The 16,379-nt window shown below is 65.9% G+C and carries 16 protein-coding genes; 8 read left to right on the plus strand and 8 right to left on the minus strand.

From position 1 onward, the window contains the following. Positions 1 to 37: 37 nt before the first annotated feature. Positions 38 to 904, plus strand: coding sequence for a DUF429 domain-containing protein (locus tag C6A82_RS23225; protein WP_311101498.1), 867 nt, complete (start codon positions 38 to 40; stop codon positions 902 to 904). Here C6A82_RS23225 and C6A82_RS23230 read toward each other — a convergent pair whose 3' ends face one another. Next, complete coding sequence (locus tag C6A82_RS23230; protein WP_105341324.1) at positions 905 to 2,332, minus strand: APC family permease; 1,428 nt, start codon at positions 2,330 to 2,332, stop codon at positions 905 to 907. A gap of 101 nt (positions 2,333 to 2,433) precedes the next feature. Then, on the minus strand, positions 2,434 to 3,102 hold the full coding sequence (locus C6A82_RS23235) for a TetR family transcriptional regulator (protein ID WP_311101499.1): 669 nt from the start codon (positions 3,100 to 3,102) through the stop codon (positions 2,434 to 2,436). A gap of 129 nt (positions 3,103 to 3,231) precedes the next feature. Between C6A82_RS23235 and C6A82_RS23240 the strand changes: the two genes are divergently transcribed. After that, positions 3,232 to 4,155 (plus strand): alpha/beta hydrolase family protein, encoded by a 924-nt coding sequence (locus C6A82_RS23240; protein WP_199193793.1) that lies wholly within the window; start codon positions 3,232 to 3,234, stop codon positions 4,153 to 4,155. 9 nt (positions 4,156 to 4,164) lie between these two features. On the opposite strand, the gene purD is transcribed toward C6A82_RS23240, so the two are convergent. Further along, a complete protein-coding gene (gene purD, locus C6A82_RS23245) occupies positions 4,165 to 5,433 on the minus strand; it encodes a phosphoribosylamine--glycine ligase (RefSeq protein WP_105345646.1) in 1,269 nt (422 codons plus the stop codon). A 72-nt stretch (positions 5,434 to 5,505) separates the two neighbouring features. Here purD and C6A82_RS23250 point away from each other — a divergent pair, with 72 nt between their 5' ends. Both C6A82_RS23250 and C6A82_RS23255 read left to right on the plus strand, forming a co-directional pair. Beyond that, on the plus strand, positions 5,506 to 6,738 hold the full coding sequence (locus C6A82_RS23250) for a cytochrome P450 (RefSeq protein ID WP_105345647.1): 1,233 nt from the start codon (positions 5,506 to 5,508) through the stop codon (positions 6,736 to 6,738). A 17-nt stretch (positions 6,739 to 6,755) separates the two neighbouring features. Beyond that, a complete protein-coding gene (locus C6A82_RS23255; RefSeq protein ID WP_105345649.1) occupies positions 6,756 to 7,355 on the plus strand; it encodes a TetR/AcrR family transcriptional regulator in 600 nt (199 codons plus the stop codon). 32 nt (positions 7,356 to 7,387) lie between these two features. Here C6A82_RS23255 and C6A82_RS23260 read toward each other — a convergent pair whose 3' ends face one another. The 5 genes from C6A82_RS23260 to C6A82_RS23280 are packed head-to-tail and all read right to left on the minus strand — an operon-like array spanning position 7,388 to position 12,162. Next, the gene (locus C6A82_RS23260; RefSeq protein WP_105345651.1) at positions 7,388 to 8,614 is read right to left on the minus strand and encodes a hypothetical protein; all 1,227 of its coding nucleotides are present in this window, start codon (positions 8,612 to 8,614) and stop codon (positions 7,388 to 7,390) included. Next, positions 8,607 to 9,047 carry a carboxymuconolactone decarboxylase family protein gene (locus tag C6A82_RS23265; RefSeq protein WP_105345653.1) on the minus strand — a complete coding sequence of 147 codons (441 nt, stop codon included), beginning with the start codon at positions 9,045 to 9,047 and terminating at the stop codon, positions 8,607 to 8,609. Before C6A82_RS23265 ends, C6A82_RS23260 begins: the two co-directional genes overlap by 8 nt. 2 nt (positions 9,048 to 9,049) lie before the next feature. After that, positions 9,050 to 9,922, minus strand: coding sequence for an NAD(P)-dependent oxidoreductase (locus C6A82_RS23270; RefSeq protein WP_105345654.1), 873 nt, complete (start codon positions 9,920 to 9,922; stop codon positions 9,050 to 9,052). Further along, on the minus strand, positions 9,919 to 10,683 hold the full coding sequence (locus C6A82_RS23275; RefSeq protein WP_105345656.1) for an SDR family oxidoreductase: 765 nt from the start codon (positions 10,681 to 10,683) through the stop codon (positions 9,919 to 9,921). Before C6A82_RS23275 ends, C6A82_RS23270 begins: the two co-directional genes overlap by 4 nt. Before the next feature lie 9 nt (positions 10,684 to 10,692). Then, positions 10,693 to 12,162 carry an aldehyde dehydrogenase gene (locus tag C6A82_RS23280; protein ID WP_105345658.1) on the minus strand — a complete coding sequence of 490 codons (1,470 nt, stop codon included), beginning with the start codon at positions 12,160 to 12,162 and terminating at the stop codon, positions 10,693 to 10,695. 186 nt (positions 12,163 to 12,348) lie between these two features. Between C6A82_RS23280 and C6A82_RS23285 the strand changes: the two genes are divergently transcribed. From C6A82_RS23285 to C6A82_RS23300, 4 genes are read left to right on the plus strand one after another with little or no spacing between them, the layout of a single operon-like run. Continuing rightward, entirely contained in the window at positions 12,349 to 12,945 is a 597-nt protein-coding gene (locus C6A82_RS23285; RefSeq protein ID WP_105345659.1) for a TetR/AcrR family transcriptional regulator, read from the plus strand. Between the two features lie 48 nt (positions 12,946 to 12,993). Further along, positions 12,994 to 14,208, plus strand: coding sequence for a cytochrome P450 (locus C6A82_RS23290; RefSeq protein ID WP_233216949.1), 1,215 nt, complete (start codon positions 12,994 to 12,996; stop codon positions 14,206 to 14,208). Continuing rightward, entirely contained in the window at positions 14,209 to 15,033 is an 825-nt protein-coding gene (locus tag C6A82_RS23295; RefSeq protein WP_105345662.1) for an SDR family oxidoreductase, read from the plus strand. Continuing rightward, positions 15,030 to 16,379: a cytochrome P450 gene (locus tag C6A82_RS23300; protein WP_105345664.1), complete on the plus strand. Its 1,350-nt coding sequence runs from the start codon at positions 15,030 to 15,032 to the stop codon at positions 16,377 to 16,379. The genes C6A82_RS23295 and C6A82_RS23300 overlap by 4 nt, the downstream gene beginning before the upstream one ends.

Raw genomic sequence — 16,379 nt, forward strand, 5'->3', positions numbered from 1 at the left:
CTCACAGCTTACGGCCCGGATGGGGCAGGGTAGCTGCATGCACTTCGTTGGATTGGACCTCGCATGGGGCGAGAAGAAGCAGACCGGGGTCGCGGCCATCGACTCCGGCGGCCGCCTGCTCGACGTGGGAATCGCCGGAGACGACGCGAGCATCATCGACGCCATCGCCGCGTATGTCGGCGACGACTGCATCGTCGCCATCGATGGGCCCCTGATCGTCAAGAACCAAAGCGGTTATCGAACCGCGGAAACGATGTTCAACCGCGACTTCCAGAAGTTCGACGCGGGGGCCTATCCCGCGAACACCGGCAACCCGCTGTTCAATCGGCCGCGCGCCGCCGTGCTTGCCGAAGCGCTCGGCCTCAACATGGACCCCGCATCGGGCGCCCAGCGACGCGCCATCGAGGTCTATCCGCATCCGGCGAGCGTCGTGCTGTTCGAGCTCGAGAAGACCTTGAAGTACAAGAACAAGCAGGGCCGGACGTTCGACGAGCGGCAGCGCGAGCTGCTGAAGCTGATGACGCTGATCGAGGGGCTCGACCATGCGTCACCGCGACTTCGCGTCAACCACAACATGAACTGGGTGGCCTTGCGCAAGCGGGTCGAGGCCGCGACGCGGCCCGCACAGCTCGACCGCGACGAGGATCCGGTCGACGCGGTGCTGTGCGCCTATGTCGCGCTGTACTGGTATCACCGGCCCGACGACATCACCATCTACGGCGATTTCGACACCGGCTACATCGTCACCCCGAGCCTGCCGCCCGACCTCTCCCCTGCGCCGCGCAGGCGTGCGGTCCCGCCTCCGAATGACGAACTGCATGAACGGCTTTCACACCTCGAGGAGCTGCTCGCGCAGGCGCAGCTCGAGGCCAGGACCATTCGCGAGCAGCTGTACCGGATGTAGTCATCGCGGCGGTTCGCCCAGATGCGTCGGATCGGTGATACCCGCGTCGCGCACTCCGAGCTGACGGTTGATCAGCATGGTGACGAAGAACAGCACGATACCGATCACGATCAGGATCCCCGCGAGCACGTACTGCTGTCCGGGTCTGCCCGACAGCGGGGTCACCAGATACAGCGACGTGAGGAAGCCGACAATGGGTAGCACGGTCGGCGTCTTGAAGTTGCCGCCCGTCGCCTTCACGTCTCGACGCAGCACCAGGACCGCGACGTTGACGACCGCGAACACGGCGAGCAGCAGCAGCGATGTCGTCCCGCCGAGCAGCGAGATCGCCTTGCTGTTGGCGAATGCGGTGACGTAGAGAATCAGACCGAATGCGATCAGCGTGGTGAAGACGATCGCGATGTAGGGCGTGAGCCGACGGGGATGCACCCGGCCGAGCACCGGCGGCAGCACGTGCTGGCGCGCCATCCCGTAGATCAGGCGGCTGGCCATCAGCATGTTGATCAGCGCGGTGTTCGACACCGCGAACATCGAGATGAACGGCAGGATGTCCTCGATCGGCAGCCCGGGCGCGCCCGCCTTGACGACCTCGACGAGCGGCGTCTCGCTTTCTTCCAATACGCCGACGGGCACCAGCGCGACCGCGACGATGGCCACGATGACGTACACGATGCCCGCGATCGTCAGGCCGCTCAGCAGCACCTTGGGAAAGGTCTTGACCGGATCCTTCGTCTCCTCGGCCATGTTCACCGAGTCTTCGAAGCCGACCATCGCGAAGAACGCCAGCGAGGTCGCCGTGGTCACCGCCATGAACCAGTGCTTGTCGCTGGCGGTGTCGAACGCGACAACACGCGAGAAGTCGACGTCTCCCCCGCCGGTGAACGCATACAGGCCGACCGCGATGACGAGCATCAGCCCGGTGATCTCGATGATGGTCAGGACGACATTGAGCTTGACACTCTCACCGACCCCGCGCAGGTTGACCAGTCCCAGCAGAAACATGAAAAGCAATGCGACGACGACGATCCCGGCGGTGCCCCAGCTGATATGGAACGCCTCGAAGAAGTTCGCCGCGAAGAACCGGGACGCCGTTGATGCGGACGTTATGCCCGAACACATGACCACGAATGCGATCAGGAACGTCACGAACTGAACACCGAAAGCCTTGTGTGCGTATAGCGCTGCGCCCGCCGCCTGGGGATATTTGGTGACCAGTTCGAGGTAGCTGAAGGCGGTGATGGTCGCGATGAGGAAGGCGACGAGGAACGGAACCCATGCCGCACCACCGACTTCGGCGGCGACGTCGCCCGTGAGGGCATACACGCCGGTGCCCAGGATGTCACCGACGACGAACAACAACAGCAGTCCCGGGCCCATCACCCGGTTGAGTTCAGGCTGCTGCTCGACGGTATCCGCCTGCTGGCTCATGTGGTCTCCCTGTCGGCTTGCTGTGAGATTCCCATCATCGATCAGCATCAACCGCCCTGCACCCGCAATGGGGCAAAGCGCATGCGAACCGGGACTCGGAGTCAGCCTGCGGACGCGGTGAGCACGGGTGGCGAGATCGGCGCCGTGATCGGTGCCAGCACGTCGATTACGTCGATCAACGTGGCGCGCGCGGCGCTGCGGGGCCCGTTCCCGTCGTCGACGAGCGCCGCCACCACAGCTCCGTCGACAGCGCACACAAGCGCAGGCACGAGCTCCGCACGCACGGAGCGGCCGGACCGCTCGACGGCCTTGACGACCGCATCTGTGCGCTGCTGCAGGATTCGCCGCTGCACCTCTCGCAGCGCCGGCTGGCGCGCGCACGCGATGTAGCGCTCGTACCGCGAGATCAACTGCTCGTTCACCTGTGTATCGGGTTCGTGTCCGACCACGGAATCGTCGCCGACGAGCAGGTCGACCAACACGTCGACGGTCGCTTCCGCCGCGCGGCGCCGGTGGGACAAGCCGGCCACCCGCTCGCGCAACTGTTGCGCTTCGAGCGCACCGATGTGTTCGACGGCCTTGACGATCAGATCGTCGAGCGAGGAAAAGTAGTACGTCGTCGCCGCCAGTGGCAGTCCGGCACGACGCGCGACGGCCCGATGACGCACGGCATCGAAGCCGCCCTCACACAGCAGCTCCGCCGCGGCGGCGACGAGCACGTACTGCCTGCGTACGCCCTTCGGAGTCACCGCTGCCGTCATGGCATGCATGCTGCCAGCCGACCGGAGTCGAAATGGGTCTTTCGGCTAAAGCAAGGCCTTTACACAGGAACTCGGTCCGCCGACGCAATTGGATGCATTGCCGAAACACCGCCCGACCGCACGCCTACGGCCGATGGCATGATGGCCCGGATGCGAGGTAATCAGCTGAGCCGTCGGGCGATGATGCGCCTTGGTGTCAGCGCGGCGGCCGGTGCCGCAGGCGCCTTCACGCTCGGCACGCTGCGCGACACCGGTCCCTCGACTGCCGGTCCGCCCGTGCAGATGACGAGCGCCGGAACCCCACTGGCACCGTTGGCACCGCCCGCTCCGCTGGAACCCGCGCCCACTGCGGCGCCGACGTACACGGGAGGGTCGTTCGTGTCGGCCGCGCGCGGCGGCATCGACACTAATTGGGCGATCGCGCGGCCGCCGGGGCAGACGCAGCCGTTGCGACCGGTCATCGCCCTTCACGGCAAGGGCGCCGACGCGGCCCAGGTGATGGCCGGCGGCGTCGAGCAGGGCCTCGCGCAAGCGGTCGATGCGGGCCTGCCGCCCTTCGCGGTGGTGGCCGTGGACGGCGGCGGCGGTTACTGGCACAAGCGCGCTTCGGGTGACGACTCCGGTGCGATGGTGCTCGACGAGCTGATCCCGATGCTGGCCGCCCAGGGGCTCGACACCTCCCGCGTGGCGTTCCTCGGCTGGTCGATGGGCGGTTACGGGGCGCTGCTGCTCGGCGCCCGGCTCGGGCCTGCGCGCACGGCCGCGATCTGCGCGGTCAGCCCGGCGTTGTGGACGTCGTCGGGTGCGGCCGCACCCGGCGCCTTCGACGGCGCCGACGACTACGCGGCCAGCAGCGTGTGGGGGCTGCCCGCCCTCGGGTCGATTCCGATCAGAATCGACTGCGGCAACAGCGATCCCTTCTATTCGGCGACGCAGCAGTTCATCGCGCAGCTGCCGAGCCCGCCCGCGGGCGGCTTCTCCCCGGGTGGGCATGACGGCGGGTTCTGGAGCTCGCAGCTGCCCGCCGAGCTGGCGTGGATCGCGCCGCTGTTGACGACGTAGGGCTGACAACTAGACGCTGATCCGGCCCTCGGCCGCGGCGAGCCCGATATCACTGCGAAAGTGACTGCCGGGCAGCTTGATCGACTTGAGCAGGCGGTATGCGTCCTCGCGGGCGGCGGCCAGGTCGGATCCGGTGCCGACCACCGAGAGCACGCGCCCGCCAGAGGAGACGACGGCTCCGTCGTCGCGGCGCGCCGTACCCGCGTGGAGAACTCCCTCGACTTCGGCGCCGGTGATCACGTCACCGACCCTCGGCCTGCCCGGATAGTTCTCGGCGGCCAGTACGACGGTGACCGCAGCGCCGTCGCGCCAGCGCAGCGGCGGCTGCTCGGCAAGTCGTCCGGTCGCCGCCGCGCGCAGCAACTGGCCGAGCGGTGACCTGAGCAGGGCGAGCACCGACTGCGTCTCGGGATCGCCGAAACGGCAGTTGAATTCGACGACCGCGGGGCCCTGCGAGGTGATGGCCAGACCGGCGTAAAGCAGCCCGGAGAACGAGCTGTCACGCCTGACAAGCTCTGCGGCAACAGGTTTCACGATCTCGTCGACCATCTGCCTGGCCACTTCCTCGGGCAGCCACGCCAGCGGCGCATAAGCCCCCATGCCGCCGGTGTTCGGCCCGGTGTCGCCGTCACCGACCCGCTTGAAGTCCTGCGCCGCGAGTAGTGGTACCACGGTCTCGCCGTCGACAACGCAGAACAGCGACACCTCCGGCCCATCGAGGAACGACTCGAGCAGCACCGGATGGCCCGCGTCCAGCAGGCTGGCCGCGTGCGCCCTCGCGGCCTCCCTGTCGGTCGTCACGACCACGCCCTTGCCCGCTGCGAGTCCGTCGTCCTTCACCACCCATGCCGCCTGTCCGCTGCCCGGCCCGAACCGGTCCAGCGCCGCATCGAGGCGTGCGGGGTTGTCGACGATCTCGCTGGTGGCGGTTCGGACGCCGGCCGCCGACATCACGTCCTTGGCGAATGATTTCGAGCCCTCGATCCGAGCGGCCCCCTTGGTCGGCCCGAAGCAGGCGATGCCCGCGGCGCGAACGGCGTCCGCAACGCCGACAACCAACGGCACCTCAGGACCGACGATGACGAGGTCGGCGCCGATCTTCTGCGCGAGGGCCGTCACGGCGTCGCCGGAGGTGATGTCAACCTCGTAGGTGTCGGCGATCGCCGCGGTGCCGGCATTGCCCGGTGCGATGGCCAGCCCGTTCACCTCGGGATCGCTGCGCAGCGCAAGCAGCAACGCATGTTCACGGGCACCGGATCCGATCACCAGGACTCGCACAGTTGCCAACCCTAGTGCCTGGCAGGCCAAATCCTCGGCCATACACTTGACAGATTAATGTATGGTCAAGGCATGGCAACGACGCAGGCCTGCCCCTTCGGACAGGGATTCGATTTCACCAACCCCGACATCCTCGAACGGGGCATACCGGTCACCGAGTTCGCCGAGCTGCGCAAGACCGCGCCGGTGTGGTGGAACGAGCAGCCCGAGTCGATCTTCGACGACGGCGGCTACTGGGTCATCAGCCGCCACGAGGACATCAAGGCGATCTCCCGCGACGGCGACCTGTGGTCGACGAACCGCAAGGGCGTCGTGATGCGCATGCCCGAAGGAACCACGCCAGATCAGCTGGAGCTGACCAAGGCGATGCTCATCAACCACGACGCCCCAGAGCACACCCGGTTGCGCAAGCTGGTGTCGAGACTGTTCACTCCGCGCGCCGTCGCCGGGCTCGAGGAGAAGCTGGCTGACGCCGCCCGCGAGATCGTGGCCGACGCGAAGCAGAAGCGAAGCGGCAACTTCGTCGACGACATCGCGATGCGCCTGCCGCTCCTGGCGATCGCGGACATGCTCGGCGTGCCAGAGGGCGACCGCGAGAAGCTGTTCGGGTGGACGAACTCGATCATGAACACCGACGACCCCGACTTCGAGTCGGACTATGTCGCGGCCAACGCCGAGCTGATGGGTTACGCCTACACGATGGCCGAGGAACGCCGACGCTGTCCCGCCGATGACATCGTCACCAAGCTGGTGCAGGCCGACGTCGACGGCGAATGGATGGAAGACGCCGAATTCGCCTTCTTCGTCATCCTTCTCGCGGTGGCGGGCAACGAGACGACCCGCAACGCGATGACTCATGGGATGAACGCGTTCTTCGAGAACCCGCAGCAGTGGGAGCTATTCAAAAGTGAGCGCCCCGACACCGCCGCCGACGAGATCGTGCGCTGGGCCACGCCTGTGCACTGCTTCCAGCGCACGGCGATGGCGGACACCGAACTGGGCGGCGTGGCCATCAAGGAAGGCCAGCGCGTCGGCCTGTTCTACAGCTCGGCGAACTACGACGAGGCGGTCTTCGACCGGCCCTTCGAGTTCAACGTCCTGCGCGACCCCAACCCGCATCTCGGATTCGGCGGCAACGGCGCTCACTTCTGCATCGGGGCGAACCTTGCCAGGATGGAGATCAAACTGATCTTCAACGAGATCGCCGATCAGATTCCCGACCTTTCGAAACTCGCTGAGCCGCAACGGCTCCGGTCGGGTTGGCTGAACGGCGTCAAGGACCTGCAGGTTTCCTACCAGGGCTAGCAAGTAGTATTCGGCGCGTGCGAACCCACGGTTGGTCTGGCGCCGCGCCCGCCAGTGACGACGAGGCCGTCGCGCGCATCCTCGATGCGGCGAGCAAGGCCATCGACGCCCGCGGTGCGGAGTTCTCGATCGCCGACGTCGCCCGCACGCTCGGCGTGACGCGCCAGACGGTCTACCGGTACTTCCCCAGCACCGACGCACTGCTGGTGGCCGCCGCCGTGCACGCCGCGGACGACTTCGCCAACCGTGTCGAGGCGCACCTGCGTGGCATCACCGACCCCGTCGAAGCCGTCACCGAGGGCATCGCGACCGCACTCGAGTGGCTGCCCAAGGACAAGCATCTCGGCCTGCTCATCGTGCCCGGCAGGCCGAACCCACACACCGGGTCGGTCACCGGTGATGTCGCGCTCGACTTCGGCCACGCGATGGTGCGCCGGTTCGACGTCGACTGGGCGAGCCTCGGCTACACCGACAAGGACCTCGACGAGCTGGCCGAGCACCTGCTGCGCATCATCCAGTCGTTCGTCACCGATCCCGGTCGGCCGCCCCGCACCGGCGTGGAACTACGGGAATACCTCCGCCGCTGGGTCGGCTCAGCGGTTGCCGCGGGGCGCTAACACTTCGACGCCGGACGCGCGGTCGGGTGGGTCTAGACCACCGTCAGCGGGAGCGACTTGCGCGGGGCGAACACCCACGAGGCGCCGCCGCTGACACGTACGACCGACACCTCGACCAATTCCTCTGCGGCCGTGTCGGTCTCGATCACCCGAGCCGTCCACTCCGTATCGCTGCCGGCGATCTCCACGTCGAGGTGCGGGTCGACGGCGGCGACGGCAGCCTGCAGTGGCCGTGTCGATGACGGTCCCACAAGCGATATCCAGGCACCGTCCTCATGCGCGGAGGACCTGTGCACCTCGACGGCATCGGGCCCGAAATCCGCGGTTACGTACGCCGCCGGGTTGAACAGCGGGTGCAGTTGAAGGGTGCGTATCGCCCCCTCGATTCCGCCGGGAAGGCCGAGCGCACGGTGAATGCGTTCGGCGGCGATGCCCGCGATACCGGTCAGCTGATTGGTGCAGATCTTGTTGGCCAGTTCGGTGTCGGTGCCCGCGCGCTTGCCCACCGCGATGATGAACGACAGGTTCAGCAGGTGCATCTGCAGGCAGACTTCGTCGGCGATCCGCACCAGGGCCGAATGGGAGAACTTGCCGAAGTCGACATCGGACACCAAGTCACCCGAGTAGTCGGACTGCCCTTCGTCATCGGTGTCGATCGGATCGAGCTCTGTTGTGGCGGCACGGGTTCGACGCATGACGTCGGTCACCGGGTGGTCGTCGATCTCGGGATGCGACTCGTCGATGATCACCGTCCACGCGCAGTGCGGATGCCGGTCCGCAGGCGCCCGCGGCGGGCGGTGAATCGGGCGGATCTGCGCCCTGCGGTTGGTCGCGACCGCGGTGGCGTCGAACGTGGGGTCCTCGATGTCGTGGCACATGCCGCGGACGTAGTCCTCACCCATCGGTTCGACGTCCATCAAAGCGCCGCAGTGGTCGAGGTGGAACTCTCCGTGCCAGCGATCGTGCACCGTGTACCGGAAGTCCATGAACTGCGGCGGCGCACCGATGTCGAGCTGCAGGCCCTTGAAGATCGTGATGACGTCGACGCCTTCGTACTTGAGGGCCTTCTGCATGCGCCTGGTGTAGATCGGGCTTGCGCCCATCCACTCCTCGATGGCGATCTCGAGCATGCCGGGATGACCGAACGGCTTGATGCACCAGCCCATACCGGAGCGGTCGATCAGCTGACCGATGAGCAACAGCTCCGGCACCAGCGTGGCGAGCTGCTGACGTGACAGGCTCGCATATCGGCTAGTCATCGAGCTTCTTCCCGGTGTGCATGCGGACAGCGTCGTTGACGTTGGCCTTCTTGTCCACGCCCTCGCCGCGCTCGGCCGCCTTCTTGTGCTTGGCGACCACGCGGCCGACCACCCCGTTCAGGCCCGAACCCCTTGGGAAGCCGACGTACTGGGTGAGGAAGACGGCGACCTCTTTCAGCTCGTCCGCGGTGAACTCGCCGTTCTGCAGCGCGGCGTTCACCTGGATCTCGGCGAGGTCCTGCTCGCCGAGGGCGGTGACGATCGACAAGGTCATGAGGCGCTTCTCGCGCATGGAAAGCGCGGGCCGACTCCAGATGTCGCCGAAGAGGTGGTCGACGGTCAGGTCGAAGAAGGGATCGCCCTCGATGTCGGGCATCTCCCAGCCGTAGACCTCGTTCATCTTCTCGAGGCCACGCTTCCGCTGCTCGTCCATCACTACTCCTTCGCACTCTCTGCCGTATGCGGCACTCCGAGGCCTGCTGCCAGGTTCTTCCGCGCGATCTCCGCCAGCGGTAGGTCAACACCGACGGATTCGCCCAGCGCGAGCGCCAAGTTCAGATCCTTCTCGCCGAGGTTGCGGGCATGCGCGAGCGGGCCGTACAGAAAATCATCGGGTTGCAACGCATCCGAGTTCTCACGGACGACGACCGCACCCGGACCACCGCTCTGCAGGTCGGTGTGACGGATGACGCGGCCCAGTTGCTGGACGCTGATACCCGCCTTGTCGGCAAGGTTCATCGCCTCGCCCGCAGCCGCATAGGAGATGAAGGTCAACATATTGCGGGCCAGCTTCATCCGCGTCCCAGCGCCTGGTTCGCCGGCGTGTACGACGAGCGACGCGAACAGTTTGAAAGCGGGCTTGATGCGCTCATAGACCTCACGCTCGGCGCCGACCATCACGGCGAGCTCGCCCTTTTCGGCCGCGCCCTTCCCGCCGCTGATCGGTGCGTCGACGATGTGAATGCCTTCCGGCGTGAGCTGACGGGCGAGTTCCTCGGCGGTGGTTTCGCTGATCGTCGAATGGATGGCGATCACCGTGCCCGGTTTGACGAACCTGGCCAGCCCGTTCGCGCCCGCGATGACGGCGCGCACCTGCTCGTCGTTGAGGACGGTGACGCTGATGATGTCGGCCTTGGCTACGTCTTCGAGGCTGTCGGCCGGTGACGCGCCGGCCTCCGCCAGCGGGGTCATGGCGTCCCGGCGCAGGTCGTAGACCGTCAAACCGCCGGGCCAGTCGACGAGTCGCTTGGCCATCGGCGCACCCATGTCCCCGAGGCCGATGTAGCCGAGCTTCAGTTGCTCAGTCATGATCGCATGATCTGGCCGCCGTCGACATTGAAGATCTGACCGGTGATCCACTTTGCCTGATCCGAAAGCAGAAACAGACACATGCCCGCCAGATCGTCAGTCTCGCCCATGCGCGACAACGGAATTCGCTTCACGATGTCGTCGACGATTTCCTTCGGCGTGCTCGTGCGGTTGGCCTCGGTGTCGATCGGTCCCGGCGCGATCGCGTTGACCCGGATGTTCTGGCCGCCGAGCTCGGTCGCCAACTGCTGGGTCAGACCGTTCACGCCGACCTTGGCCAACCCGTAGAAGTTGGAGTACAGCCACGCCGCGGTGGATGACTGATTGATGATGGCGCCGCCGCCGCGCTTGGCCATCTTGCGATACACCGCCCTGGTGCACACCAGTGCGCCGTCCATGTTCACGCTCATGAACTTCTTGTAGTAGTCCCAGTCAACCGTGATCAAGAAGTCCAGCTTCATGCCGCCGAAGATTGCGGCGTTGTTGACCAGGTAGTCGATGCCGCCGAATTCGGACAGCGTCGTCGCGGCCATCTCCTTGGCGGAGTCCGGGTCGGCCACATCGACACGAACGGCGAGCGCATTGCCGCCTTCGCCCTTGATGCCATCGGCGACCTTCTGGGCGCCTTCGGTGTTGATGTCGGCGACGACGACTGCAGCGCCCTCGCGGGCCAGCGCCTCCGCGTACGCCTGGCCGATACCGCCGCCTGCGCCGGTGACGATGGCCACCTTCTCCTTGAACTGATCTCCGTAGAGGCCCACCTGTTCTCCTTAATTGACCGCTGTGGCAATCGCTTTGGTCTCGAGGTACTCCTCGAATCCAGCGAGCCCCATCTCCCGGCCGATGCCGGACTGCTTGTAGCCGCCGAAGGGCATGTCGGCGGAGTACCAGACGCCGCCGTTGACGTTGACGGTGCCGACGCGCATCCGCGCGGCGACGCCGGCGGCCCGGTCGGGGTCGGCACTGAACACGGTGCCCGAAAGGCCGTAGGGCGAGTCGTTGGCGATCGCCACGGCGTCGTCGTCGCCGTCGTGGGCGATCACCGTCAGCACCGGTCCGAAGATCTCCTCCCGCGCGACCTTGGCGTGGTTGTCGAGTCCGGCGATGACCGTCGGCTCGATGAAGAATCCGGTGTCCCGGTCGGCGGGACGCCCTCCGCCGCAGGCGAATGTGCCGCCCTCGGCCGTCGCGGAATCGAGGTACCCCTGGATGCGATCGCGCTGCCGAGCCGAAATCACCGGCCCGCAGATGGTGCCCGCGTCCGTCGGATCCCCTGGCTTGAGGCCGGCCATCGTCGCGGCCGCAGCCTCGACAGCCTCGTCATAGCGCGCTCGCGGGACCACGAGTCGGGTGGTGATGGCACAGCCCTGCCCGGCGTGCATCGAGGCGGTGAATGCCGACATCGAGCAGGCGCCCGCGAGAGCGGCGTCATCGAGCACGAGGAAGGCCGACTTGCCGCCGAGTTCCAGGAACACCTTCTTCAGCGTCGCAGCTCCGTCGGACATCACGGCACGACCTGTATTGGTTGACCCGGTGAACGAAACCATGTCCACGCGTGGGTCTTTGGACAGCAGCGCGCCGACCGCGTGGTCGCTGGAGGTGACGATGTTGATCACGCCAGGCGGAATGTCGGTGTGTTCGGCGATCAACTGGCCGACGACAGCGGCGCACCAGGGAGTGTCAGGTGCCGGCTTGAGCACCACGGTGTTGCCCGCCGCCAGCGCAGGCCCGATCTTGGCGAGGTTGATCTGGTGCGGGAAATTCCACGGCGTGATGGCGCCGACGACCCCGACCGCCTCCTTGGCAATGGTGCGGTGGGTCTTGATGCCCATCGGGGACGCGACGCCGGCATCGATGCTCCACTGGTACGACTCGGCGGTGTCGGCGCAGAAGCTGAGATCGGCGATCGGCCCCTCCAGTTGCGCGGCGGCCGTCAGCATCCGCGGTGCTCCGACTTCGGCGATGGTGATCTCACGCAGGTCCTCGACGTGCTGGGTCAGCACCTCCTGCAGCTGCCTGATGCTGCGCACGCGCAGTTCGGTGTTCGTGGACCAGTCGGTGTCGTCGAACGCACGGCGGGCGGCCTCGATGGCGCGGCCCATATCGTCGGGCGTTGCGTCGGCGGCGACGCCGAGCACCTCCTCTGTGGCGGGATTCACCGTGGGGAAGGTGCCGCCGCCACCCGCCTCGAGCTTCCCGTCGATGAGCAATTGGCTCTGGCGATCGGCCAGCAGACTCATACCGACTCCCTGTTTTTATTGCTGGACAACTGTCCGACTGAGTTCACTCAAACGATAGCCGCAGACCCACGCGAGAAGCAAGGACGGCTGCGCCCGCCAACCCGTCGATGTCACGAATCCGGCTTTGTACAGCATATTTGCAGTCCGCACTTGCTTGCCGCCGTCTGATTCCGATAACTTGGACATGTGTCCAGCGATGCCGTGGTCACGGTGACAGACCAGAGCGGCGAAACACCGCGCAACCGGCGGCAGGAAGAGACGTTCCGCAAGGTCCTCACCGCGGGTGTGGAGATGCTTCGGGAGTCCTCCTATGCCGATCTGACGGTGCGTGCGGTCGCCGCTCGCGCCAAGGTCGCGCCGGCGACCGCCTACACCTACTTCTCGTCGAAGAATCATCTGATCGCCGAGGTGTACCTGGACCTGATGCGTCAGGTGCCCTACTTCACAGATGTCAACGACAGCACGCCGACACGCGTCGAGGGGGCGCTGCGCGCCATGACGCTGATGATCGCCGACGAGCCGGAGGTCGCGGCTGCCTGCACGACGGCGTTGCTGTCCAGCAACGACCAGGCGGCGACCACCGTGCGCGACCGCATCGGCGCTGAGATCCACCGCCGCATCCGGTCGGCGATGGGCCCCGACGCCGACCCCCGCACCGTCTCAGCGCTCGAGATGACGTACTTCGGCGCACTCGTTCACGCGGGCAGCGGCTATGTCAGCTATCGCGAGATCGCCGACCGGCTGTCTTACGTCGTCGGCCTCGTCCTCGGAGAGGACAAATGAGCAGAAGCCTCGGAGATGACCGATGAGCCAAAACCTTGGAGACCCTCAGTGACTGCTTCGACCAGCGACGTGATCCTCGATCCGTACGACTACCACTTCCACGAGGATCCGTACCCGTACTACAAGCGGCTGCGCGAAGAAGCGCCGCTGTACCACAACGAAGAGCTCGGTTTCTGGGCGCTGTCGCGACACCAGGATGTGCGCGAGGGCTTTCGCAACAGCACCACGCTCTCCAATCGCGACGGTGTGTCACTCGACCCGATCTCGCGCGGCCCGCACGCCAGCAAGACCATGTCGTTCCTGGCGATGGACGACCCAGGGCATCTGCGCCTGCGCACTTTGGTGTCGAAAGGCTTCACTCCGCGACGCATCAGGGAACTCGAGCCGCGTGTCACCGAACTGGCCGTTGGTCATCTCGACACGATGTTGGAGCGGGCACGCTCCGGCGAAACAGTGGACTTCGTGGCGGAATTCGCGGGCAGGCTGCCGATGGACGTCATCTCCGAGCTGATGGGTGTGCCGCTGGAGGATCGCGACCGCATACGTGCCATGGCCGACGGCGTCATGCACCGCGAGGACGGTGTGAACGACGTGCCTGCGTCCGCGATCGAGGCGTCGATCAACCTGATGGTCTACTACCAGCAGATGATCGCTGACCGCCGAAAGCAGGCGGCCGACGACCTCACCACCGCACTGCTGGAGGCCGAGATCGACGGCGACCGGCTGACCGACGACGAGGTGCTGGGATTCCTGTTCCTTATGGTGATCGCCGGCAATGAGACGACCACCAAACTGCTTGCCAATGCCGCGTTCTGGGGGCACCGCAATCCGGACCAGTTGGCGCCGCTGTACGACGACCTCGACAGAATCCCGCTGTGGGTCGAGGAGACGTTGCGCTACGACACGTCCAGTCAGCTGCTGGCACGTGTGGTCGCAGGCGACCTGAACCTCTATGACACCGCGATTCCCGACGGCGACATCCTGCTGTTGCTGCCGGGTTCCGCGCATCGCGACGAGCGGGTTTTCGACAAACCCGACGACTACGTCATCGGCCGCGAGATCGGTTCCAATCTCCTGAGTTTCGGCAGCGGGGCCCACTTCTGCCTCGGCGCACACCTTGCACGCATGGAAGCGCGGGTCGCACTCGCCGAGATGTTCTCCCGAGTCCGCGGGTTCGAGGTGGACGAGGCCAACGCCGTCCGCGTTCACTCGAGCAGCGTCCGCGGGTTCGCCCATCTACCCATGACCGTGGAGGTCCGTTAAATGCCGCGCTTCGAACCCCTACCCGAACGGAGGCCCGCTCTCGTGGCGGGCGCATCGTCGGGCATCGGTGAAGCAACCGCAATCGAACTCGCCGCCCGCGGCTTCCCCGTCGCGCTCGGCGCACGTCGCGTGGAGAAGCTCACCGAACTCGTCGGCAAGATCCAGGCCGACGGTGGTGAAGCCGTCGGATTCCACCTTGACGTCACCGATCCCAATTCGGTGAAATCGTTTGTCTCACAGTCCATCGAGGCGCTCGGTGATATCGAGGTACTGGTGGCCGGGGCAGGCGACACGTTCTTCGGCAAGCTCGACGAGATCACCCCCGACGAGTTCAACTCGCAATTGCAGATCCATCTGGTCGGCGCCAACCGGCTGGCCGCGGCGGTGCTGCCGGGAATGATGGATCGTCAGCGCGGCGATCTCATCTTCGTCGGCTCCGACGTGTCGCTACGCCAACGCCCGCACATGGGCGCCTACGGCGCCGCCAAGGCCGGTCTCATCGCGATGGTGACCAACTATCAGATGGAACTCGAAGGCACCGGTGTTCGGGCGTCGATCGTGCATCCCGGTCCGACCAAGACCGGGATGGGCTGGAGCCTGCCCGCCGAGAAGATCGGTCCCGCCCTCGAGGACTGGGCCAAGTGGGGTCAGGCCCGCCACGACTACTTCCTGCGCCCATCAGATCTCGCACGCGCCATCGCGTTCGTGGCCGAGACGCCGCGCGGCGGCTACATCGCGAACATGGAGCTTCAGCCCGAAGCGCCGCTGACCACTGCACCCGCCGAACGCCAACAGCTGAGGCTGAACGAGGAGAATCTGAAATGACGACCGCCGTCGTGCCCCGCGTCTCGGGTGGCGAAGAGGAACACGGCCACCTCGAGGAGTTCCGCACCGACCCCATCGGCCTGATGAAGCGGGTTCGCGACGAATGCGGCGACGTCGGCTGGTTCCAGCTCGTCGACAAGCACGTGATACTGCTGTCGGGCGCCGAAGCCAACGAGTTCTTCTTCCGGTCCGCCGACGAGGATCTCGACCAGGCCGAGGCCTACCCCTTCATGACGCCGATCTTCGGCCAGGGCGTGGTGTTCGACGCCAGCCCCGAGCGTCGCAAGGAGATGCTGCACAACTCGGCGCTGCGCGGCGAGCAGATGAAGGGCCACGCCGCCACCATCGAGGCCGAGGTCAAGAAGATGATCGCCGACTGGGGTGACGAAGGCGAGATCGAGCTGCTCGACTTCTTCGCCGAGCTGACCATCTATACGTCGACCGCATGCCTGATCGGGCTGAAGTTCCGCAATGAACTCGACCACCGCTTCGCGGAGTACTACCACGACCTGGAGCGCGGCACCGATCCGCTGTGCTACGTGGACCCGTACCTGCCGATCGAGAGCTTCAAGCGCCGCGACGAGGCGCGCGTGAAACTCGTTGCGCTGGTGCAGGAGATCATGGACCAGCGGCTGGCCAATCCGCCGAAGGACAAGTCCGACCGCGACATGCTCGACGTGTTGGTGTCGATCCGTGACGAGGACGGCAAACCGCGGTTTTCGGCCGACGAGGTCACCGGCATGTTCATCTCGCTGATGTTCGCCGGGCACCACACCAGCTCCGGCACCTCGGCCTGGACACTGATCGAGCTGATCCGCCACCCGGAGATCTACGCCGAGGTGCGCAGTGAGCTCGACGAACTGTACGCCGACGGCCAGGAGGTGAGTTTCCATGCGCTACGTCAGATTCCGAAGCTCGACAACGTCGTCAAGGAAACCCTGCGGCTGCATCCACCACTGATCATCCTGATGCGGGTGGCTCAAGGTGAGTTTGAGGTCGAAGGCTTTCCGATCCACAAGGGCGACTTCGTCGCCGCCTCCCCCGCGATCAGCAACCGGATACCCGAGGACTTCCCCGACCCGGATGCGTTCAACCCGGATCGCTACAACAAACCCGAACAGGCCGACATCGTCAACCGGTGGACGTGGATCCCGTTCGGCGCGGGCAGGCACCGCTGCGTCGGCGCGGCCTTCGCCCAGATGCAGATCAAGGCGATCTTCTCGGTCCTTCTGCGCGAGTACGAGTTCGAAATGGCGCAGCCCGCCGATTCATACCGCAACGACCACACCAAGATGGTGGTTCAGCTGGCCCGTCCGGCCAAGGCGCGCTACCGCAGGCGGGTTTAG

This window comes from Mycobacterium sp. ITM-2016-00318, from assembly GCF_002968285.2.
Classification (GTDB): Bacteria; Actinomycetota; Actinomycetes; order Mycobacteriales; family Mycobacteriaceae; genus Mycobacterium.

Coding starts and splice junctions, on each gene's coding strand:
- C6A82_RS23225 (WP_311101498.1), top strand. CDS start 38: ATGCACTTCGTTGGATTGGACCTCGCATGGGGCGAGAAGAAGCAGACC.
- C6A82_RS23230 (WP_105341324.1), bottom strand. CDS start 2,332: ATGAGCCAGCAGGCGGATACCGTCGAGCAGCAGCCTGAACTCAACCGG.
- C6A82_RS23235 (WP_311101499.1), bottom strand. CDS start 3,102: ATGCATGCCATGACGGCAGCGGTGACTCCGAAGGGCGTACGCAGGCAG.
- C6A82_RS23240 (WP_199193793.1), top strand. CDS start 3,232: ATGATGGCCCGGATGCGAGGTAATCAGCTGAGCCGTCGGGCGATGATG.
- C6A82_RS23250 (WP_105345647.1), top strand. CDS start 5,506: ATGGCAACGACGCAGGCCTGCCCCTTCGGACAGGGATTCGATTTCACC.
- C6A82_RS23260 (WP_105345651.1), bottom strand. CDS start 8,614: ATGACTAGCCGATATGCGAGCCTGTCACGTCAGCAGCTCGCCACGCTG.
- C6A82_RS23265 (WP_105345653.1), bottom strand. CDS start 9,047: ATGGACGAGCAGCGGAAGCGTGGCCTCGAGAAGATGAACGAGGTCTAC.
- C6A82_RS23270 (WP_105345654.1), bottom strand. CDS start 9,922: ATGACTGAGCAACTGAAGCTCGGCTACATCGGCCTCGGGGACATGGGT.
- C6A82_RS23280 (WP_105345658.1), bottom strand. CDS start 12,162: ATGAGTCTGCTGGCCGATCGCCAGAGCCAATTGCTCATCGACGGGAAG.
- C6A82_RS23295 (WP_105345662.1), top strand. CDS start 14,209: ATGCCGCGCTTCGAACCCCTACCCGAACGGAGGCCCGCTCTCGTGGCG.
- C6A82_RS23300 (WP_105345664.1), top strand. CDS start 15,030: ATGACGACCGCCGTCGTGCCCCGCGTCTCGGGTGGCGAAGAGGAACAC.